At 53.3% G+C, this 18,519-nt stretch carries 26 protein-coding genes; 5 read left to right on the top strand and 21 right to left on the bottom strand.

All coding sequences use genetic code 11. The annotated features are described in order from the left end of the window. Nucleotides 1–34 precede the first annotated feature (34 nt). The 8 genes from ACQG1Y_RS17470 to ACQG1Y_RS17505 form a co-directional block, all read right to left on the bottom strand. A complete protein-coding gene (locus ACQG1Y_RS17470) occupies nt 35–1,135 on the bottom strand; it encodes a phage late control D family protein (RefSeq protein WP_414234818.1) in 1,101 nt (366 codons plus the stop codon). Beyond that, nucleotides 1,132–1,617, bottom strand: a complete 486-nt coding sequence (locus ACQG1Y_RS17475; RefSeq protein WP_414234819.1) for a phage tail protein — start codon at nt 1,615–1,617, stop codon at nt 1,132–1,134. Before ACQG1Y_RS17475 ends, ACQG1Y_RS17470 begins: the two co-directional genes overlap by 4 nt. After that, nucleotides 1,617–5,060 (bottom strand): phage tail tape measure protein, encoded by a 3,444-nt coding sequence (locus ACQG1Y_RS17480; RefSeq protein ID WP_426736883.1) that lies wholly within the window; start codon nt 5,058–5,060, stop codon nt 1,617–1,619. The genes ACQG1Y_RS17475 and ACQG1Y_RS17480 overlap by 1 nt, the downstream gene beginning before the upstream one ends. After that, nucleotides 5,053–5,172 (bottom strand): GpE family phage tail protein, encoded by a 120-nt coding sequence (locus ACQG1Y_RS17485; RefSeq protein WP_007848878.1) that lies wholly within the window; start codon nt 5,170–5,172, stop codon nt 5,053–5,055. Before ACQG1Y_RS17485 ends, ACQG1Y_RS17480 begins: the two co-directional genes overlap by 8 nt. A 14-nt stretch (nt 5,173–5,186) precedes the next feature. After that, nucleotides 5,187–5,489, bottom strand: a complete 303-nt coding sequence (locus tag ACQG1Y_RS17490) for a phage tail assembly protein (protein ID WP_007848877.1) — start codon at nt 5,487–5,489, stop codon at nt 5,187–5,189. Between the two features lie 54 nt (nt 5,490–5,543). Further along, nucleotides 5,544–6,059 (bottom strand): phage major tail tube protein, encoded by a 516-nt coding sequence (locus tag ACQG1Y_RS17495; protein ID WP_007848874.1) that lies wholly within the window; start codon nt 6,057–6,059, stop codon nt 5,544–5,546. A 9-nt stretch (nt 6,060–6,068) separates the two neighbouring features. Beyond that, the gene (locus ACQG1Y_RS17500) at nt 6,069–7,241 is read right to left on the bottom strand and encodes a phage tail sheath protein (protein ID WP_007848866.1); all 1,173 of its coding nucleotides are present in this window, start codon (nt 7,239–7,241) and stop codon (nt 6,069–6,071) included. 80 nt (nt 7,242–7,321) lie between these two features. Next, complete coding sequence (locus tag ACQG1Y_RS17505) at nt 7,322–7,879, bottom strand: recombinase family protein (RefSeq protein WP_414234821.1); 558 nt, start codon at nt 7,877–7,879, stop codon at nt 7,322–7,324. A 125-nt stretch (nt 7,880–8,004) separates the two neighbouring features. Between ACQG1Y_RS17505 and ACQG1Y_RS17510 the strand changes: the two genes are divergently transcribed. From ACQG1Y_RS17510 to ACQG1Y_RS17520, 3 genes are all read left to right on the top strand, one after another. After that, on the top strand, nt 8,005–8,349 hold the full coding sequence (locus ACQG1Y_RS17510) for a gp53-like domain-containing protein (RefSeq protein WP_426736887.1): 345 nt from the start codon (nt 8,005–8,007) through the stop codon (nt 8,347–8,349). A 62-nt stretch (nt 8,350–8,411) separates the two neighbouring features. Beyond that, a complete protein-coding gene (locus ACQG1Y_RS17515) occupies nt 8,412–8,693 on the top strand; it encodes a hypothetical protein (RefSeq protein ID WP_414234829.1) in 282 nt (93 codons plus the stop codon). 97 nt (nt 8,694–8,790) lie between these two features. Beyond that, the gene (locus ACQG1Y_RS17520; RefSeq protein ID WP_375336651.1) at nt 8,791–9,066 is read left to right on the top strand and encodes a gp53-like domain-containing protein; all 276 of its coding nucleotides are present in this window, start codon (nt 8,791–8,793) and stop codon (nt 9,064–9,066) included. Nucleotides 9,067–9,121: 55 nt separating this feature from the next. On the opposite strand, the gene ACQG1Y_RS17525 is transcribed toward ACQG1Y_RS17520, so the two are convergent. The 13 genes from ACQG1Y_RS17525 to ACQG1Y_RS17585 all read right to left on the bottom strand — a co-directional run bounded on the left by ACQG1Y_RS17525 (nt 9,122) and on the right by ACQG1Y_RS17585 (nt 16,737). Continuing rightward, the gene (locus ACQG1Y_RS17525; RefSeq protein ID WP_032665794.1) at nt 9,122–9,595 is read right to left on the bottom strand and encodes a tail fiber assembly protein; all 474 of its coding nucleotides are present in this window, start codon (nt 9,593–9,595) and stop codon (nt 9,122–9,124) included. A gap of 95 nt (nt 9,596–9,690) precedes the next feature. Continuing rightward, entirely contained in the window at nt 9,691–10,065 is a 375-nt protein-coding gene (locus ACQG1Y_RS17530; protein WP_426736889.1) for a gp53-like domain-containing protein, read from the bottom strand. Further along, nucleotides 10,043–10,267 carry a DinI-like family protein gene (locus ACQG1Y_RS17535; RefSeq protein ID WP_426736891.1) on the bottom strand — a complete coding sequence of 75 codons (225 nt, stop codon included), beginning with the start codon at nt 10,265–10,267 and terminating at the stop codon, nt 10,043–10,045. Before ACQG1Y_RS17535 ends, ACQG1Y_RS17530 begins: the two co-directional genes overlap by 23 nt. A 9-nt stretch (nt 10,268–10,276) precedes the next feature. Beyond that, complete coding sequence (locus ACQG1Y_RS17540) at nt 10,277–10,465, bottom strand: hypothetical protein (protein WP_063849403.1); 189 nt, start codon at nt 10,463–10,465, stop codon at nt 10,277–10,279. Between the two features lie 156 nt (nt 10,466–10,621). Continuing rightward, nucleotides 10,622–12,967: a replication endonuclease gene (locus tag ACQG1Y_RS17545; RefSeq protein WP_426737187.1), complete on the bottom strand. Its 2,346-nt coding sequence runs from the start codon at nt 12,965–12,967 to the stop codon at nt 10,622–10,624. A gap of 50 nt (nt 12,968–13,017) precedes the next feature. Then, nucleotides 13,018–14,067 carry a DNA cytosine methyltransferase gene (locus ACQG1Y_RS17550; RefSeq protein WP_222567550.1) on the bottom strand — a complete coding sequence of 350 codons (1,050 nt, stop codon included), beginning with the start codon at nt 14,065–14,067 and terminating at the stop codon, nt 13,018–13,020. Then, nucleotides 14,064–14,921, bottom strand: coding sequence for a DNA adenine methylase (locus tag ACQG1Y_RS17555; protein WP_414234741.1), 858 nt, complete (start codon nt 14,919–14,921; stop codon nt 14,064–14,066). Before ACQG1Y_RS17555 ends, ACQG1Y_RS17550 begins: the two co-directional genes overlap by 4 nt. Continuing rightward, nucleotides 14,918–15,145 (bottom strand): TraR/DksA family transcriptional regulator, encoded by a 228-nt coding sequence (locus tag ACQG1Y_RS17560; protein ID WP_232936618.1) that lies wholly within the window; start codon nt 15,143–15,145, stop codon nt 14,918–14,920. The genes ACQG1Y_RS17555 and ACQG1Y_RS17560 overlap by 4 nt, the downstream gene beginning before the upstream one ends. Continuing rightward, nucleotides 15,145–15,372 (bottom strand): DUF2732 family protein, encoded by a 228-nt coding sequence (locus tag ACQG1Y_RS17565; protein ID WP_029740052.1) that lies wholly within the window; start codon nt 15,370–15,372, stop codon nt 15,145–15,147. The genes ACQG1Y_RS17560 and ACQG1Y_RS17565 overlap by 1 nt, the downstream gene beginning before the upstream one ends. Nucleotides 15,373–15,439: 67 nt before the next feature. After that, entirely contained in the window at nt 15,440–15,781 is a 342-nt protein-coding gene (locus tag ACQG1Y_RS17570; protein ID WP_000963476.1) for a DUF5347 family protein, read from the bottom strand. After that, nucleotides 15,745–15,945 (bottom strand): phage filamentation protein Fil family protein, encoded by a 201-nt coding sequence (locus ACQG1Y_RS17575; RefSeq protein WP_071789359.1) that lies wholly within the window; start codon nt 15,943–15,945, stop codon nt 15,745–15,747. The genes ACQG1Y_RS17570 and ACQG1Y_RS17575 overlap by 37 nt, the downstream gene beginning before the upstream one ends. A 7-nt stretch (nt 15,946–15,952) precedes the next feature. After that, nucleotides 15,953–16,462, bottom strand: a complete 510-nt coding sequence (locus ACQG1Y_RS17580; RefSeq protein ID WP_000460863.1) for a phage regulatory CII family protein — start codon at nt 16,460–16,462, stop codon at nt 15,953–15,955. A gap of 32 nt (nt 16,463–16,494) precedes the next feature. Then, on the bottom strand, nt 16,495–16,737 hold the full coding sequence (locus ACQG1Y_RS17585; protein ID WP_032636666.1) for a Rha family transcriptional regulator: 243 nt from the start codon (nt 16,735–16,737) through the stop codon (nt 16,495–16,497). Nucleotides 16,738–16,853: 116 nt separating this feature from the next. Between ACQG1Y_RS17585 and ACQG1Y_RS17590 the strand changes: the two genes are divergently transcribed. Next, nucleotides 16,854–17,486, top strand: a complete 633-nt coding sequence (locus tag ACQG1Y_RS17590; RefSeq protein ID WP_025711928.1) for a phage repressor protein CI — start codon at nt 16,854–16,856, stop codon at nt 17,484–17,486. Between the two features lie 2 nt (nt 17,487–17,488). Beyond that, on the top strand, nt 17,489–18,517 hold the full coding sequence (locus ACQG1Y_RS17595) for a site-specific integrase (protein WP_063923528.1): 1,029 nt from the start codon (nt 17,489–17,491) through the stop codon (nt 18,515–18,517). Nucleotides 18,518–18,519: the final 2 nt, after the last annotated feature.

Raw genomic sequence — 18,519 nt, forward strand, 5'->3', positions numbered from 1 at the left:
TAATGATACATTATTATTCAATTTTGAGAACCCATTACTCCATTTCGAGATCATCAATCTTCACTTCAAGTTCCAGAGCCGTAGTGAAACCATTATCTGCACTGACACTATGCGTCAGGGTGGTAATGGTCCATTCGGCATCATCAATGGGCTGTTTAAAGCCGCTCACCTTCACCGGCATTTCGGTATACAGATCAGCCCTCCCCTCTGCAAGCTGCAGGGAGAATGTTGCTACCCCGCGCTGCAGGCGCTCCCACTGCATCTTTGCCGCTCGCTCTGCATTGCTGCGGTTTGCATAAGTTCTGTTGAGTACCAGCACGTTTTCATCCGTTCCAACCAGGTAATCTCCCTGTTTTGCTTCCGGCTCCTTTGCCGCAGTGGTTTTCTTTCGACGGCGCTTAACCTTTGCTGTCTCTTTTTTCTTTGGCTCACGGGTATGGAGCCAGCTGGCAATTACCCCCGTATAGGCATCGCGATCAGCCAGGGTAAAACGATGACCGTCACCGGCCTGGCGGGTGATGGTGATAACCGGCAGCGGCTTACCGCTTGCCGTTCTGCCCTGCCCCTGGCGGATAAACAGCAGATTGCCGTCCTTAACTGAGGCTATCGCCCCATACTGCCGCGCCAGCTTCATCAAAAAGCTGGCGTCGCTTTCATTAGTCTGGTCAAGATGATCAACAGGCTTGTCCAACAGGTCCTTTCCCAGCGCCATCTTTAATTTATGCCTGCCCGCGATTTCCTTCACGACTTCGCCCACCGTTGTCTGGTGCCAGGACTTTTCACGCCGCGTATTAAGGGTTTCACGGAAATCTGCACTACGCGCGCGGATTGTGAGACGGTCAGGCGCGCCGCTGTGCTCAATCTCATCGACAGTAAACGTCCCTTTCGGAAAAAGAGGCTGACCTTTCCACCCCAGCGCAAACTGAATAATTGCCCCCCGACGCGGCAGAACGATTTTCCCGTCCGAGTCGTCCAGCTCCAGATCAAGCTGGTCCGCTTCAAAGCCCCGGTTATCCGTCAGCGTCAGACTCATCAGGCGCGCATCCAGCAAGGTAGTCACATCTTTACCTTCAATGATGATGCTGAAACCGGGGGTTTTACTGTTCAGGTTCAGGAGTTCAGAGCTGAAATTCAATGCAGTAACCCCCCAACCGTATTTTTCAGATTGCCTATCGCAGAGGTAGCGGAGTCCTGCAAATTACTGAGCTGATTGCTGAGGCTGCCAAACATATCAGACAGCGATTCATCCACCCGTTTCAGGCTCAGCGAAAATTCGATGCGCCGGGGCATACCGCTCTCAAAAAATTCTGTTTTTGTCTGGCTCAGACTCTCGATCACAAACATGCCGTAAATCGTCCCGCTCCCCTCAATCAAGGGCCAGGCTTTCCCCAGCTCCGCCATCTGCTCCAGCGCCAGCAAAGACAACCTGCCGCCGGTAATCTCCGGCAGCAGGACGCCGGACAGCGTAAGCGAATCGTTATCCGGCCCAAGAAACTGCGTTGTCGGGCGCCGGTTTACCCGGCTGTTAGCAGCGTGCCGCCAGCTGCGCTGATACTGCAGCTCCTGATAGGGTACGGTGCGCAGCATGAATACGTATAACCCCAGCACCATCATCATTATTCGTAACCCCCTCGATCACTGAAATTACTGCGTGTTTTTGCCCTGGCCCTGCGCTCTCGCTCATCAAGCTGCCGGGCCACCTCTCGGGCGATATCCTGCGCGCTTTGCCCTGGCTGGGCGACAATATGAATTGGCGCGCTTATCTCGTACTTAATGACCTGCGGCTGTCTTTCTGCCTTCGCCGACGGCGCCGGTTGCGTCCTGACAGGTACACTGTGCGGATGAAGTGGTGCGGCTTCTGCCGGGGCAGCCGCCAGGCCCATTACGCCAGCGACCACGGAAGCGAACACCTTCTGGCGCATAGCCATCGGGTCAGCCCTGTTATCCGTGATTTCCGTAATGGCCGGTGCTGGCATGACAGCCGCAGCGATATCAGCCAGCTCCGCAGCACGCTCCCGACCAGGACGATTTACCGGGGCGTTAACAATCTCAGGCGGCAGTATTAACCTGCTTTCAGGCCGTTGCTCCGGGCTGGCTGTTACATCACGAACCGGGCTTACCGTTGCCGCCAGTTTCACCAGCTCAGTTGTACGATTGATTACCGGAAGATTTGCCGGACCGTTCACACTATCAGGCGGCAGAACTATCGCGCGTTCAGGATATTGTTTAGCGCTGGCCAGTTCCGTCCGGGATGGATTGAGCGTTGCCGCCACCCTTGCCAGATCAGCAGTCCGTTTCCTGCCGGTGACATTGGCGGGCCCGTTAACGATCTCTGGGCCATTCTCACCCACGATGCCGAACTGGCCGCGAGGAATGGTACCGCCGCTGTCGTACATGCCAGCAAAACCCATCGGCGGGAATCCGCCAGGCGGCAGCACCACTTTACCGTCTCTGTTTACCGTGGCTGGCTGCTGCCGCATGACCTGCTCAGGAAGCTTCGCTTTGGCCGCTTCCTTGCTGACAATGCCAAGTTTTTCAAGCAGCCAGGACACGCCCGATTTAAGCGAATCCAGCGGGTGCATGACCATGTTCAGCCCTGCCGCCAGCGCCTCCCCAAACTGCCGCCCCATCGACGCCGCGCTTTGCAGTTCTGCAGAGGTGGATTTAACCGGCGTCAGCAGATCAGTAAACCAGCCCCACAATGCCTGGACCTTGTCACCTATCCACTGGAAAACAGGCTGCAGTGGCTCAAACGCCGCACTGATAGGCGCAGCTGCAGCTTTGAATCCTTCAACCACTCCGCCTAAAAATGCGCTTATCGGCTGCCAGTATTTCCAGACAACCAGCGCCACGCCAGCCAGCGCCGCCACAACGAGCCCTATCGGACTAAGCAGGGCGCCCAGCAATCCAGAAATCCCGTACAGCGCAACGCGAAGGAGGGCCAGCGGGCCGGACGCCAGAAAACGCAGCACGCCACCGGCTGCGGATAATCCCCCGCGCAACGCGGCCAGCGGATTCATTACCATGCCGATAATGTTGCGAATACCAGACATTCCGCCGCGAAGGACAGCAAGCGGCGCACCGGCCAGCGCTTTCAGCGCATTGCCAGCCAGCCCGGCAGAACGGCGCAGGGAGTTAAGGGGAGACGCCAGCAATCCGGTGCTGCTGCCGGATGCCGCCAGGCCACGGCGCAACAGGGAAAGCGGCGCATTTGCCAGCCAGGACAGCGCGCCCCCGGTGCGGGTCACTGCAGACATAACGGAGGGGAGTGTTTTTACACCCAACACGGACAGGCCAAAACGGATCACCGCCAGCGGCCCCAGAACGGCAGCCACGGCCACCGCCAGCGTGCCGAGCACAACGGTGATCGCAGCTGTGGCTGCAGCCACTTTCATCAGCGTGCCCGCCAGCTGCGGGTTAGCCTCAACCCATCGACGCAGTGCCCCGGTAACGTTTTTGACGTACCCCATGATATCCATCAGCGGCTGGCGCAGGGTTTCACCCAGGCTACTGAAAGCGTTCTTCGCGCCCGTTTTAACAAGCAACCACTGCGCGGAAAGTGAATCCTTATTGATATCGGATTCTTTCTGCATGGAGCCGTTAGCCTCAGTGCCTGAGGTGAGTTTCAGCTGTCGCTGCAGCTCCGGCAGGTTGTTTGCAAGCTTCGCCGCATCGTCGCCAAACTCCTTGCCAAATATCATCGTCATGGCGGACAGGCGCTTATCCTGCGGCAGCTTGTTGACCTTCTCCAGCACGCGCTGAATGGTTCCCATTGCGTCCTTTGTCATCTGCTTTTCAATCTCTTCAGGATGGAGTTTCAGCAGATCCATACCTTCCATGAACCGCTTGCTCTGCATGGTTGCAATCGACAGTTCGCGCACCATCGCATTTGATGCGCTGGCGGCAATTTCAGGCGCGGCCCCCAGAGAAAGGAAGGTGGAACCCAGCGCGGCCGCCTTTCGGAAATCAAGCCGGTCAGCCACGCCACCCATGCGCTGCAGCACATTGATGATATCGCCGCCCTTAGACATGGCGTTATCGTCCAGGTAGTTCAGGGCATCGCCAAGCTGTTCAATATTTCGGGTCGGCACTTTATACAGCTGCGCGATTTTCCCCAGCCCCTCCGCCAGCTCATCAGCGGGCAGCTCGAATGCCGTTGCGGCCTTTGCTGCAGTGGATGCAAAGGCCAGCAGGTCACGCTTCTGGTCTTCGTAAGAATCGTTCTGGTTTGTCACGCCCATGCGGGCGCCACCTTCAACCAGCGCGGCATAGTCAATGGCGCCATTCTCCATCGGCAGCTGTTCACTGGCGGCCTTAATGGCATCCTGCATGTCGTAAAACTGTTTTGTGCGTTTGCCGTTGTCGTCCCGCAGCCCGTTAACCTGCTTTGCCACGCCTTTCATCGCATCTTCCATGCTGGCATAGCTTTTAACGGCTGCCATCACCGGCGCGCCCATCGCCAGCCCGGCGGCAGTAGTCGTTGCTCCCGCGCCCGCGATACGATCCCGCACCTCAAGACGCCGCGAATACTGATCGCGGACGGCGTTCATACGGGCCTGCTGCTCGCCCAGGCGTTTAAGGGATTTCTGCTGTCGGTCCAGCGCCTGCCGGGTTTCGTCGGCATTCTGCCGCAGCTCACGCTGGGCACTGCTCAGCTTTTTGGTGTCCAGCCCGGCCTCATTGAGCGCAAGACGCTGACGCTGCACCGACTGACGCAGGCCGTTATATTTGCTCTGCAGCTCGTTAACGCGGTTTTTTGCCTGCTCAAGCAGACGAGCCTGCGCCGCCGTCGGGCGGTTAGTTGCCGAGAACTGCGTGGCAAGCTTCGCCGCTTCTTCGCGTGCGGCTTTAAGACTGTTGCCGGTGACGGCGAGCTGCGCGCTTGCCTTGCGGAAACCGTCAATACGGCCCGCCTGGGCGTCCAGTTCTTTTAATCTTGCGCGGCTTTGCTGAATGGCGGTAGCCAGCTCTTTAGAGCTGACCTGCGCTGATCGGAATGGGCGGGTGAGCTTATCAACCGCCTTTAGAATTACCTGCAAACGCAGGTTAGTGTCACTCATCGCTGGCCCCGCTTCTCTGAATCGCTTTATGCCGCCACTCCAGCACTTCGGTCAGCGGCATAACGTCAGTGACGGACGGCGGCCAGTGAAAAATGGTGGCGATATCAGCCACCAGGTCTTCTACCGTCAGGCTGTCGGCAAACCGGCAAGCACCGATTTCTTCAACAAAAAAGTGACCACCTCAACCGACAGCGCGGTGAGATCGGCGGGGTCCATTTCAGCCATTTCCTGGGCGGTCAGCGCGGGCGTGGAGATGCGGGGAATAATCGTCATCATCGCGCCGACGTCCATATCCATGATCGCCTGCAGACGGGTGCCACGCAGCGCGCCGGACTGCGGCTTGCGCAGCACAATTTCGGCAATTTCGGTTTTACCGCGTTTGATTGGGGTGTCCAGCTGTACGGTTTTTTCAGTCAGTTGTTCGCTCATTGTCATTTCCTGTTAATAAGGTACTGGCGCGGCTGCCCGCGCCTTTAAAGTAGATCAGAGGCCCAGGGCGTTGCGGTGTTCTTCCATCAGGTCCACGCCATCAACGATTTCAATCATGTTGATCACATCAACCTCATAGAGCACCTCGCCGTTAATGGTCAGCTTCGCGTAGCTGTTGGTGCTGCTGACTTTTGTGGTGTTGCTCTCCCCGGTTTTCCATTCGCCGGAATCGACTTCTTTATGTCGCCCGCGCACAACCAGCTCAACGGCCTGCACTTCGCCGGTATCGTCACGCTGAATGGAGCCGGTGAAACGCAGCTGGATACCGTCAACGGTGGCTTTACCCATCTGTTTGAATAACAGCAGTTCGGTGCCACCGATTGAAAATTCCGTGTCCAGCGCGCCATCATCCAGCCCCAGATCAACATCAGCCGAACCGGGCATACCGCCGCCGCGATACTTTTCAAACTTGCGGCCGAATTTAGGCAGGGTCAGAGACTCAACAATCCCCTGATAGTTATTCCCGTCGTTAAACAGGTTCAGGTGTTTTAACTTGCGTGGTAAAGCCATATTGTCCCCTTACGCGCTGACCTGGCTGGAGAAATCCAGCAGATACTGATCGGTGATGCGCTGGCGCAGCATCAGGTTTTCCAGAGGCGGTACCGGCGTATAGTCGTAATCGATAGTGAGCTTCCCGGCTTTCAGGGAATCTTTATCGTTTACGGACTCATCCAGCCAGCAGTCGGCACCGATGATGTAGCCCTGCGTTTTCAGGTTACGCAGTTTGGCGCGAATACCTTCGATAATGTCGCGGGCCAGTGACGGGTTAAGCACGCCATCCACCGCCCACATGTGCGCTTCGGCGATGGTGTCAGCCAGTACCTGCGCGGTGCGGGTGTAGTTTTCAAAGGCAAACAGTGGATCGTCACTGAGGCAACGGGAACCCCAGAAGCGGAAGCCGTCTTTGCGGATCAGCGTGGTGACATCGTTCTGGTTCAGCAGCCCCGCATCGGTTGCCGGGTCCTGCAAATCCCAGAACACATCAGCAGAAATGCCGGTGACGCCATTCACGCCCACGTTGGACAGGGATTTGTGCCAGCCGGTCTGTTCGTCAATTTTGGCACGCAGGCCAAGCGCACGGGCTGAGGCATAAGCCGTTGCGTCAGCATTCAGCACGGTGTCAAAACTGATGAAATCAGGCCAGATCAGCATCCCCTCGCGCTGGCTGAAATTAGCGCGGTAAGCAATGGCCTCCTCTACCGTTTTACAGCCGTAGGCTGACAGATAGGCGAACCCGCGCAGACTCTGCGCCACGCTCAGCAGCTCAGTGGCAACTGCCTGCGTATCGTGCCCCGGCACGCCAAGAATGCGCGGCTTAACGCCGAGCTGGGACTGCGCAGATAACAGCGCTTTCATCCCCGTTTTTTTACCGTCGGCTGTCACGCCGCCGATAATGTTGGAGGTTGTCTCCGCTTCGGTTTCACCCTGTGCAACGCGCACAACGACGGTCACGGGTTTAGCCTGGTCGGCAATTGCATCCAGCGAGCGGGCCAGCGTGCCGGACTCGCCTGCTTTACCGCTGGCGGTCAGCACGTCGGTGAGCAGGACCGGTTTATTGAGGGGGAACACGGACGCATCTGCATCATCGCCGGTACAGACCATACCGACAATTGCCGTGCTTACTGTTGAAATAGGGCGGGTGCCATCGTTGACCTCAACGACACGCACACCGTGGTGATAATCCTGAGCCATACGGCGAACCCTCCGGTGTTTAGGTTTCGCCCTATGGTGAAGTGAATCAACTTTGTAGACAGCTTCACTGCATTGTTCTGTTATCCATACAATGCCGCAGGGAATTTCCGGTAGAGTGTAGACATACCCACATCAAAAATTAATGCGACACGTTGCCGCGACTCTCCTGCTTCCAGCAGTCTCCCCGCCTGCGCCCATTGTTCCGCTGTGAGTTTTGGTCGCCTGCCGCCGATACGCCCTTGCTGCCTGGCTGCTGCTAATCCGGCTCGGGTGCGCTCAACGATTAGCTCACGTTCCATTTCAGCAAGGGCTCCCATAACATGGAAAAAGAAACGCCCCATAGGAGTTGATGTGTCAATGCTATCGGTCAGGCTGCGGAAATTTATCCCTCTCCCGCGCAGGTCTTCGATTAGCGTAACAAGATGTCGCATGCTCCTGCCTAATCTATCCAGCTTCCAGACTACCAGCGTGTCTCCTTCTGAGAGTGTGCGCAGGACCTTTTTTAGCCCTGGCCGATCTGAGGTTTTTCCGCTCATTTTGTCCTCAAATATCAGCTCACATCCTGCGCACTCAAGCGCATTTCGTTGTAAAACTGTGTTTTGGTCATTTGTTGACACCCTCACGTAACCGATTTGCATGATTTTTCGCCCATAAAAAAGTGGTGAATGATGCCACCATTTTATCGAGCATGGTCATTTCTGACTGTACTGCAGAGAATGGCCAACACGGACAATCATGACCGTGGTGGATAAAAAACCTTCGTTTGGGAGAGGGTGCAAAACTGCCCGCCGCAACAGGTACGCTTGCCACCCCTGGATGGATCACACTGCCGTTAAGCGGAGGACGGGATTTAATAATTCAATGGGGGATTGTGACAAATGGTGGAAGTGGTACAGCCGGAAATGCGCAATTACCTATAGCTTTTCCAAAATACTTTTTAGGAGGAGCTTTCGGCCCATTCGATACCAGCAATGGCGGCTTCTCAGTATCGTTTGCTACAAGGTCTTTAACGGAGTTTGCCGCAGTGTTCCGTGATGTTTCTAATGCGCCATACCCACATATTCCGGTTAGGCTTCAATCATCAAGCTATATTGCCATAGGCTTTTAAACGTTCGTTTGGGGGAAGCGGCGAAAAGGGCTGTTGGAATCGGTGCAAATCAGATACCGGATATGACTGCATTCACATCTGATCTGCGATGGTTCAAATTACCTGGCGGCCATATTGTGCAGGTGTTTTCGGTTGATGTTTACAGCACGGACGTAGAGGGAACGCCAGCGGTTTATCCGATAGCATTCCCTTATTCGTTACTGGCTATATCCGCCATATGGGTAGACCCAACGCAGACAGAAGCACCGACGTACAAAATCATCGGTGGTGATCGAACGCTCGCAAAAATTAAAACATCAAAGGCAGGAAAGTACGGGACTATGATTATAGCCATCGGTAAATAACGTTCGTTTGGGAGAAGCGGCAAAACTCGCCGCTGCGAGCGGCGTTTTGTCTAATAGCGGCTGGGCGAAATTCCCATTAATCGGCGGCATTACGTTAATGGTGCAGTGGGGACGATGGGAGGGAGGTGTAACAAGCACTACGTATAAGTGTGATATAACTTTTCCCGTGGCGTTTCCTACGGCCTGCTTCGGCGTATATTCAAGCGCAGGCGTGAGGGCATCCGATTATGATTATGTGCCAATTTATAGAACTTTAAGGCAAGCTGTTTCAATCGGCTACCCAACGAAAACGGGTGTTCACGCTCAGTTCTTCCTTGACGATACTCTGCCTGGTAATTCCCGTATGTTTACGTGGTTTGCAATAGGGTTTTAATTTAATCCTGTATCTAACCCGACTGTATAAAAATAAAGCCCTTACGGGCTTTATTTCACTCAGGCCAATTTTTTACTACGTAACCGTTGTTTACTGCCTCAATGAGAATCCATTGAGGTATTGCAGGCAACGCTATGTCAGGCCATCCCTCACTCTCAGGCCAAACTTTAAACTTTTGCCTTACATCCAAAAGTTCCGCTTGCTGCTCAGAGGTTAATAAAACATTGTTGATAGTGTAATCAGAAACAAGCATTCGATCTGTACTGACGATGAATTCATCGCGCAAAGCACGGGCGCGTGCCTGGATTTGTTCCGGGCTTTCTTCCACAATGGGAATATCAATCCAGATCGGAAAACCATCAGATCCAATGCCACGCAATTTCCCTTCTGGTGGCGTCGCGGAAAATTCGCTAAAAACACTATCCTCCACTTCGATTAAATCATTAGGAAGACTACCTGCATTTACATAAGACTCCTTTAAAGCTACGGGGTAAAAAGCATTATTTGCAGGGCTAAACCAATAGTTCATAACGCACTCCTTAGTTTGAGTCTCAGATCGTAAGTGCGGTTTCGTAAAATAATTATCTAGCTACTTTGTGTGAGTAATAACACAATACTTTGAGGTCAGTAGCCGACAGCGAACCAGTAAACGCTACGCTCAAAAGGTTGCTGGACGCCGTTCACTGTTCTGGCGCACAAGGCAAACGCACTGGTTTTATCCCTGATAAATCCATTAGTCATAGTTACCATGCTCACATCAGCGGAATCAGTTGTGTGGGCCATAGTGACCAGGCATAAACCACCTACGGGAAATGCGATTGGGAATTTAAAAGAATAATTACTCGCACCGGTTAAAAGCCCCCACTGCAACAGCATTTTTTTGCCTCCAGAAACGGGAATATATAGCCAGCCATTAGCACCGATCTGTGCAGTGGCCGCCTCCATTTTTGCCGCTTCTCCCAAACGAATATTTAAATCAGCTTTCATCTTCCCAAACATGCTGCATGATTTCCATCACCCGCTTTTTATCTTCGTCCAGTTTTAAGCCGATCAGCTCCAGGCCGTTAGCGCTTCCCTTGCGTATGCGGATTGCCGTTTTTGGATAGAGAGGACGCAAATTTCGGTAAAGCTCTGATTTAAGGGGTTCCAGTGTTGCCCGGCTTATCTTCTGCTCTTTATCGATCATTATTTCTATGCGCATAGATTCCCCCTAACTGGTAGCGTCCATTGTGCGGCTGTACTCATGGTTACGTATTTTTGCCATCAGCTCGTCAGTCAGCTCAGAAACCCACTGGATTGCCAGCCGCTTTTCTTCGTCGCTGCAATCGCTTGCCGCTACCAGCTTTAAGAAAAAATCAATGCGCTGAAGTTTCAATGACTCCAAAAGATAATCCTGCATTTTCCCTCCTTTTACGGCCACTTACGCAATATAACTGTATGTATATCCACTGTTTATATATACAGTATAGTACCAATTTCTAAATGTAAAATGCTTTTTTGTCCTTCAATAAGAAAGACCTGATATGAGTCAAAAACAGAAAAAATATCCGATGTGTCAGTAATACCGGCGCCATTTGTCATCCTCACGCAGCCGCCCGTTCTGGTAAAATATCCGCAGCCCTCCCCCTGACGGAAGGCTGCCGCCGCGTAAAAGTAAATTCACCTCGTACTCACTGCTATCGAACCCTCTGGACCGCAGCTCATACTCCAGCTGTAGGCGCTGCTGCTCAGAAATATCCTGCCTGTACGCCTTTTTCCGTTTCGGTTTTACCAGCCTGAGCCGGGCGACCAGCTCCCGCCGTTCCTTTTTGCCCATGCCGTGCAGATAGTCCTGCAGCGCCTTTTCATCCATGGACGTAATAGCCGGTACTTCGCCCCCTGTCTGGTTCAAATTTTCAACAGGGGGACAGTTATTGCCACGAGTCCAAGGGGCGCAAGCGCCCTGGTCGGCTGTCGCCTCCTGAAGGTCAACGGCTTTACGAACCATTTTCCACTTCACTGCGTGAGTGCAGATCCGGCCCTCAATAATCGGGGACCAGATGCCATAAATACGGACACCGTGATCGCCGTAGGCGCTCGGCTCGTCGTTCAGTTCATAGGCAGTTCTGACAAGGTGATGTTTACGGGGAACCAGGACGCCGCCCTGCTTCATGATGTAGGTGGCAAAACAGCCAGCATCAGCTGCGGCCAGAACAGCATCCAGGCGCGGGTTTTCCAGTACCGGCGCGCCTGCCTTCTTGTCCCCCTGCAATCTGGCAGCCTGACCGGCCAGCAGACGCAGCTCACGGTAAGCCTGGCGGCCAGGGATACCAAAGAAGCGGAATTGCTGGACACGGTGCAGCGAAGCCCAGGCGTTTACGTTCTCAGCGTTATCTCGCAGTGATCTGCCCGTTTCTTTACTGATTTCCTGCGCCAGCCCGCGCCCGTCGATATTCTTGCTGATGTATTTGGCGATATAGCTGGTCGGTGTACCCTTGCGCGGGTTGATAAGCTCAGACTTGAAGCGCGGCCCGGTATTGGTGCCCAACTCCTCCCGGTCCTCACGAATGGCGAATTTACGCAGCAGCGCGGTGATGGATTTGCGGTCTTTTTTGCGCATGAAGCAAAGCAGGTGCCAGTGCACGGTGCCGTCATGGTGCGGTTCAGCAACGCGGACGCCATACCAGCGCAGCCCGGCTTTGTGCATCGCCTTACGGAAGGCGGCGAACATATTCACCAGGTAATCGCTGCTCTGGCGGACCGTAGCACTGGTCCATTTCGGGTTTGGCCTGCCGTTATTAAGCGTCGCGTGAAAGCGTGACGGGCAGGTGATGGTATAGAACACGGCGCATTCGCCACGCATTTCTGCGATCAGCTCCAGCCCCTTAACGCAGGCCATCATTTCGTTGCGCCGGTGCGCCGGATTGCTGCTGCTGGCGTTTACCACTTCTTCCAAATCCAGCGTGTCACCTTCGGCGTTAACCAGCTCATGCGAGCGGAAAAACTCCAGTGATTTGCGGCGCTGTTCGCGTTTGTGGATCACTGCCTCATAACTGACATACGGGGACGCCTTTTTGTTAACCAGGCAGACAGCGCGCAGCTGTTCTTCCCGCCATTCACACCGCATCTGCCACAGCTTGCGATACCACCAGTCCGCGCAAAGCAAACGGGCAAGCGAGCTCGGAATAAGTTCGTATGGGACCGGGTTGCGGCGGTGCTTTTTGCGGCGCAGCTGCTCGAAAGCAGGCGGGATAACATCAAGGCGCATTGCCTCAGCGGCCACCCTTTCCCATGACCGGCGGATCTCTTCCGGCGTAACGTCTTCATCCGTAAACAGCTCACCGCAGGCAGCATCCAGACACATGCTCATGTGAGCCGCCACCAGGGTAGATAACCGCTTAACCTGTTCCTGGTTCATTTCCGGCAGAACCAGCAGGCCCTCCAGCCCGTCGTGGCTCGCCATAAAACGGAATGACGCAGAAACCTGGCTGGTACGCACGCGCTCCAGGCGTTCAAGGCACGGCCTGATGGTTTCACGCAGATAGCGGGAATATGCCTTCGGCTTGCCCAGGCCCTCGAAATATTTAATCCGTTCAAGCAGCGGCTTACTGATATGCGCCGGTTGGGCGCTCACGTCAGCAACGATGACCAGATCGGGATTGAATTGCTGCTGCTCGCGGGCCATTTTGGCGCGGCTTATCAGCTGGTCCTGCTCCATTTCTCGCTGAACAGGATCCCGGGATTCATTGTAGAAATAGCGTTCCCAGACCTCATTACTCAGGGCCTCGCGGCGCAGCTGCTCCTGCTCGTTATCCGCAGCATAGAGAGAAATCAGGTTTGAAAGCGCAGAACCCGGCGCAACTTCAGCTGGGTACAGATAGGGATTAACCGCTTTTTTAGGTGCGTTCCACTTATAGGCCATCGCTTTGTCATTCGGATCAGCGACGGCCTGAATTTCAGGGGCGGTGAATTTCACAGGCCCGCCCCCATCATATAAGCCTGGATAAAGGCGGTAGCCGCCTCCGCGTTTATGGCATTGCCGTAACCCTTAAGTCTCCCTGTGCGGTTGCGTCCTGCCATTGCTCGTAATGAGGACTTACCGTGTCCCAGGCTTTTGGCAAACCTTGCAACCAGCGGGAATGTGCCGGGTTCAACTGGACGCCATTTGCCATCTCTACAAAAGATCCAGTCTGCATCTCGCCAAAAACCGTTAACCTCAAGGGGCCGCTGAATTTCACCTGTTGGGTTAAGCTGCTGCCTGTCATGTTCGTAGTTATTCCCGTGCCGCCTCGCACGCCATCCGAATGACAGGGAGTCGTCCAACCGGCCAGTCTCACCGCACCGGCCAGATTTTGAAGTCCCCGGGGTGTCTCCGGCTGGGGATTGGTGTTGCATGTTGGCGTGGGCCAGTGCGCCAATACTGCAAAATCCTGTAGATTCGGCTGCCTCCCGGCCTCTTTCCTGGCCATTACTTTTACCCAATCCTGGTAACAATTTTTGATGTTGCTCGCCAGTGGACTCGGCCACCCAGTACGCGCGTTCTCGGATATGCGGCGCACCGATGCTCGCTGACGTAAACGGCGTAAGCCCGAAGGCGTAGTCCATTCCTTCCAGGTCTGATTGAACAAGGTCGAACCATGCGTTTGCGTTACCTGCTGCAACCTGTTCGCCAAAGATATGCTGAGGTCTGCGCTCACTGATGAGGTGGAAGAATGCGGGCCAAAGGTGCCGCTCGTCAGCAAACCCATCGCCTTTGCCTGCCGCGCTGAAAGGCTGGCACGGGCAGGATCCTGTCCACACTGGCTTATCGTCAGGCCATCCTGCGAGGCGCAGGGAATGGGACCAGACACCGATCCCGGCGAAAAAGTGGCACTGGGTAAATCCTCGCAGGTCATCAGGTGTGACATCTTCAATACTCCTTTCATCAACTTCACCGGGTGCAATGTGACCGCCGGCGATCAGGTTGCGCAGCCACTGAGCTGCGAATGGATCAATTTCGTTGTAATAAGCCCACGCGCTCATGCCCGGACCTCATGAATCGCCGTAACATCAGTGCTGGAAGCTGGATCAAAGCCAGCCCATACTTTCGGTTTCAGTACAGCAATCAGTTCGTCTGCCCTTTTCCCTTCGCCCGCAGCAACGCCAATGCTGCGTTTTGCACTGATGCGGTGAAGGGTGAATTTTCGATAAAATGAACGAATCAGGCGGGTGTCGCTGTTGGACACAATGATCGGATGGCCTTCTGATGACCGGTGCACCAGAATAGATGCCAAATCATACTGGTCATCATCAGAGAACCCGGCAGTGTGATAACCGCTAAAAGTACCGTCATAAGGCGGATCGCAGTAGACAACATCACCCGCCTGCAGCATTGCCAGCGTTTCGTCATAACTGGCGCAGATGAACGTGGCACGCACTGCCTTTTCTGCAAAGGTGAGGATTTCTGCATGAGGAAAATATGGGTTTTTATAATTACCGTAGGGAACATTAAATTTCCCGCTTTGGTTATAACGACACAACCCACGATAACAATGGCGATTTAGATACAGGAATAATGCGGCGCGCTCCAGCGCGGTCAGGGATGTATCTTCGTTAAAACGCAGACGATTTTCATAATATTTTTCAGCACTGTTACCTTCGCTAAAAAACACCCACGCAACCTGTATTAATTCCTCAGAATGATGGGCCGCTTTCTTATACAAATTAATAAGGTCAGCGTTAATATCCGCGACAAGATAATTGGGATAGTCTGTTGCCATCATCACAGCGCAGGAACCCGCGAAAGGTTCAACCAGTCGCGGGCCAGCAGGAAGGTGCTTAATCAATTCGGGCATGACATCAGTTTTATTGCCCGCCCATTTCAGGATGGTGCTCATACAGCACCTCCGTTGTAGTGTTTGCCTTTAAGCTCTGCGATTTCCTGACAGGTAACGCAGAGATCACAGCCCGGTACGGCGGCCCGGCGTTCTTCTGGAATGACAATTCCGCAGCTTTCACACTCCAGTGAAGAAGCCCCAACCTTTCGGCTGCGGGCATTGTAGATGTGGCGCTGCAGCTGTTCTTCAACACGCTGCTGTACGAGGTCCATAGAGTCAGCCATTAGTGCAGCTCCTGAGATTCGTTTTCGTAGCGGGTGGCTTCGCGGCGCAGCAGTTCAGCCGCTTCAATACCGTTTAACCCTTTGTTGGTGATATGTGTTGCCAGCGCCTCAAGACGGATTGAAACGGCGAGCGCGCGTCCTTTTCGCTCCTCACGTTTGGCAATATCAATAACCGCCATAAGCTGGTCGGTTTCTGGTACAAACATTTTTGGTAATTCGTTCTGCATTGTTCTTTCTTCTGAATTTGGGCAAAAGAATGCCCGGCGGGTTTACGCCATTAATTTCTGTTTTGGGTTAATTCGGCATGGTTAGCCGTTTGGGAAATAAGCTCACCACTGCACGAAAATGATTCATTGCTTTAACCAGTTCCCGCTTTTCGTCAGTAGTCAGATCACTAATATTGACGCCGTGACGTTCTGCCGGAATTTTTGCCATAAAGAATATGGCTGCCAGTGCCCGCTCATTTTGTTTATGGTTTATATCGCGGCGGTCGCGCATATCTTTAATAAACCTTTCAAGCTCTGGCTCAATATTCAGACCAAACACATTCGCCCTTAATTCCGCTATTCGGTTCAGCCCTTCCATACGTTGACCCGGGCTTAATGGAACAGTCGCCGCAGCGCCTTCAATAGCCATGGTTTCCCCCGTTTGGTAGTGGTCAGCCCTGCCAGCAGTTCATCCTGAGAGCGGGACGGGTGCCAGCGCTTGCCATCTTTCCCGATAATCCAGCCATGGCCGCAGTGCATGCCCTGGCTTTGTTTAACTAAAAGCGATGCGAATGACGGTTCATTAGTCAGCATAATCACCTCAGATGATGCCGAACGAAGCGCCAAGGCCCGTTACGGTGTCCACCGCACTTGCCATAGCGGGATTGGCCTGCAGGCGGGCCTGCATGGAAACGGCAGCCAGTGCCATCAGGCGAGTTACTGAGTTAATGCTGCTGATCACATCACGGCGCCCGGCAGTGGTTTTCACATCGCCAGTAACGGCACCGGCAGCAACGCGCCCGATTTCAGCAGTAGCGCTCATGACGTAGTGCGGCAACTTCTCTTTTGCCACTTCGTTCATCGGCACACATGGCAGGCAGTGAATCTGTGCCAGGAAGCCGTCAACCAGGGTGGAGTCCTCAGTGAGATCGGTAAGCAGCCAGATTTCAGGCGGTGTGAGCTGATGCGGCTGGTCCGGGTTCAGCTTGTTGCGCAGCGTCTGGACATTCATTCCCGCGCGTTCTGCCAGCTTCGCCATGTTGTGACGCAGTGCGAAAGCCCGGCAGGCCTCTTCAAAGTGTGGATGTTTGGAAATCTTATAATCAAACATGCGAGCCCCTTAGAAAGTTCTCATAATTGAACTTACTGACCAACAACGACACGGAAGTTGGAATGACCAAGAGACTCACGAACCTGATCGGTTTTGTACATCAAGTAACGCAGGCTTACACGACCCTTATTTTTTTCTTTCTTAACCATGTATTTAGCAAGCTGACCATGGTGGATTTTTTGATAAACAGAGCCGCGTGAAATGCCTTCCCATTCCGCGAACTCTGCAGGCGTAGCCATCTCTTTTGGTACACGAATTGAAATATCTGTGCTCATAGTGCAGTATCTCTTAGTTTGTTTTCGTTTCATCTCGTTTTATGTGGTTTGGTTTTGCTTTTCAAACCATGAGCGGATATTAGGATCACTTTTTATATGCGTCAAGGGGTTTGATTATGAGTTTAATCAAGGCAGGGAATGATAGTGGTGGGCGTGATGCAATCAACAGGCTTATTAAGGCCTACAATTTCAGTTCACGTCAGCAACTCTGCGAACATCTGGACGTATCGAAAAGCACGATGGCTAACAGATACTTAAGAGATAGCTTTCCCGCTGAATGGGTAATTCAATGCGCCCTTGAAACAGGAATTTCCCTTCTATGGCTGGCTACCGGTCAGGGAGATATGTATGCGAGTGAGAACGAAGAAAAGAATCTCAAAAACGAAACCTCCGTCACGGTAAGACCACTTTCTAAAATCGTAGCTCCCAGTATCAAACATGCTGAGCTGAAGAACGGCGAACTGCATCAGAGTGATGAAATCCTTCTCGATAGCAGACTGCTAGATGGTGAATCGTCCAACTCTCTTTTTGTAAAAACAGCTAGTGATAGCTTTGTTGTGGATACGTCTGTGAAACAAATCAGCAATGGTTATTGGCTGGTAGACATCGACGGCGTTAAAAGCTTCGTAAAGATTGCCCGCATCCCTGGCAATAAAATTGTGGTTCATCAGGATGAAGCATCCTTTGAGTGCGCCGTAGATGATGTAGAGGTAGTTGGCCGCGCCGTAAAAGTCATTAAGAGCATCTAACTATGACAATCAGAAAGCAGCCGAACGGAAAATGGTTGTGTGAGTGTTACCCGAACGGGCGTGACGGCAAGCGTGTGCGCAAGCAATTTGCGACAAAGGGCGAGGCTGTAGCATTCGAAAACTTCACCATGGATGAAGTGAATAAAAAGCCGTGGCTGGGTGAAAAGGAAGATCGGCGGCGTTTGTCAGAATTGATTGAGCAGTGGCACTCTCTTTACGGCCAGACGCTCGCAGACCCCAAGCGCCTAATGGCGAAACTGAATATTATCTGCAATGGCCTGGGCGATCCCGTCGCCTCTGAGTTAACCGCCGGTGACTTTACAAAGTATCGCGAAGCACGATTAAAAGGTGAAGTACGTAACGAAGACGGCGCGCTGATGTCGCCAGTAAAGCCCCGCACGGTAAACCTGGAACAGCGTAACTTATCATCCGTTTTTGGCACCCTGAAAAAGCTGGGCCACTGGTCAGCGCCTAACCCGCTCGCCGGGCTACCAACATTCAAAATCGCAGAGGGGGAACTGGCGTTCCTTGCCCAAGACGAAATTAAACGCCTGCTTGATGCCTGCGCTGATTCTCAAAGCCCCAGCCTGTTAATGATCGCAAAGGTATGCCTGGCCACCGGCGCGCGGTGGAGTGAGGCCGAAAACCTGCAGGGCCATCAGTTATCTAAATACCGGATCACCTATACCAAAACCAAAGGCAAGAAAAACCGAACCGTACCGATATCTCAGGATCTGTATGACGAGCTGCCCAAAAACAGAGGTAAGCTATTCACACCCTGCAGAAAAGCCTTTGAGCGTGCTGTAAAAAGAGCGGGTATCGACTTGCCTGAAGGCCAGTGCACGCATGTGCTGCGCCATACATTCGCCAGCCACTTTATGATGAACGGCGGAAACATACTGGTACTGCGCGATATTCTGGGCCATGCCGATATTAAAATGACGATGGTATACGCTCATTTTGCACCAGACCATCTTGAAGATGCTGTTACAAAAAATCCGCTACATTCATTAAACTACTCGCGGGGATAGTT

The sequence above is a fragment of the Enterobacter cloacae complex sp. 397G4 genome (genome assembly GCF_050031515.1).
Lineage (GTDB): Bacteria > Pseudomonadota > Gammaproteobacteria > Enterobacterales > Enterobacteriaceae > Enterobacter > Enterobacter hormaechei_C.

Bases quoted from the DNA above. Each gene is read 5' to 3' on its own strand.
- ACQG1Y_RS17590 (WP_025711928.1), top strand. From the start codon at position 16,854: ATGAGTTTAATCAAGGCAGGGAATGATAGTGGTGGGCGTGATGCAATC.
- ACQG1Y_RS17495 (WP_007848874.1), bottom strand. From the start codon at position 6,059: ATGGCTTTACCACGCAAGTTAAAACACCTGAACCTGTTTAACGACGGG.
- ACQG1Y_RS17535 (WP_426736891.1), bottom strand. From the start codon at position 10,267: ATGCGCATAGAAATAATGATCGATAAAGAGCAGAAGATAAGCCGGGCA.
- ACQG1Y_RS17530 (WP_426736889.1), bottom strand. From the start codon at position 10,065: ATGTTTGGGAAGATGAAAGCTGATTTAAATATTCGTTTGGGAGAAGCG.
- ACQG1Y_RS17515 (WP_414234829.1), top strand. From the start codon at position 8,412: ATGACTGCATTCACATCTGATCTGCGATGGTTCAAATTACCTGGCGGC.
- ACQG1Y_RS17490 (WP_007848877.1), bottom strand. From the start codon at position 5,489: ATGAGCGAACAACTGACTGAAAAAACCGTACAGCTGGACACCCCAATC.
- ACQG1Y_RS17540 (WP_063849403.1), bottom strand. From the start codon at position 10,465: ATGCAGGATTATCTTTTGGAGTCATTGAAACTTCAGCGCATTGATTTT.
- ACQG1Y_RS17585 (WP_032636666.1), bottom strand. From the start codon at position 16,737: ATGAGCACAGATATTTCAATTCGTGTACCAAAAGAGATGGCTACGCCT.
- ACQG1Y_RS17505 (WP_414234821.1), bottom strand. From the start codon at position 7,879: ATGCAAATCGGTTACGTGAGGGTGTCAACAAATGACCAAAACACAGTT.
- ACQG1Y_RS17575 (WP_071789359.1), bottom strand. From the start codon at position 15,945: ATGCTGACTAATGAACCGTCATTCGCATCGCTTTTAGTTAAACAAAGC.
- ACQG1Y_RS17520 (WP_375336651.1), top strand. From the start codon at position 8,791: ATGGTGCAGTGGGGACGATGGGAGGGAGGTGTAACAAGCACTACGTAT.
- ACQG1Y_RS17545 (WP_426737187.1), bottom strand. From the start codon at position 12,967: ATGGCCTATAAGTGGAACGCACCTAAAAAAGCGGTTAATCCCTATCTG.
- ACQG1Y_RS17555 (WP_414234741.1), bottom strand. From the start codon at position 14,921: ATGAGCACCATCCTGAAATGGGCGGGCAATAAAACTGATGTCATGCCC.
- ACQG1Y_RS17565 (WP_029740052.1), bottom strand. From the start codon at position 15,372: ATGCAGAACGAATTACCAAAAATGTTTGTACCAGAAACCGACCAGCTT.
- ACQG1Y_RS17550 (WP_222567550.1), bottom strand. From the start codon at position 14,067: ATGAGCGCGTGGGCTTATTACAACGAAATTGATCCATTCGCAGCTCAG.
- ACQG1Y_RS17480 (WP_426736883.1), bottom strand. From the start codon at position 5,060: ATGAGTGACACTAACCTGCGTTTGCAGGTAATTCTAAAGGCGGTTGAT.
- ACQG1Y_RS17525 (WP_032665794.1), bottom strand. From the start codon at position 9,595: ATGAACTATTGGTTTAGCCCTGCAAATAATGCTTTTTACCCCGTAGCT.
- ACQG1Y_RS17580 (WP_000460863.1), bottom strand. From the start codon at position 16,462: ATGTTTGATTATAAGATTTCCAAACATCCACACTTTGAAGAGGCCTGC.
- ACQG1Y_RS17560 (WP_232936618.1), bottom strand. From the start codon at position 15,145: ATGGCTGACTCTATGGACCTCGTACAGCAGCGTGTTGAAGAACAGCTG.
- ACQG1Y_RS17475 (WP_414234819.1), bottom strand. From the start codon at position 1,617: ATGATGATGGTGCTGGGGTTATACGTATTCATGCTGCGCACCGTACCC.
- ACQG1Y_RS17500 (WP_007848866.1), bottom strand. From the start codon at position 7,241: ATGGCTCAGGATTATCACCACGGTGTGCGTGTCGTTGAGGTCAACGAT.
- ACQG1Y_RS17570 (WP_000963476.1), bottom strand. From the start codon at position 15,781: ATGGCTATTGAAGGCGCTGCGGCGACTGTTCCATTAAGCCCGGGTCAA.
- ACQG1Y_RS17595 (WP_063923528.1), top strand. From the start codon at position 17,489: ATGACAATCAGAAAGCAGCCGAACGGAAAATGGTTGTGTGAGTGTTAC.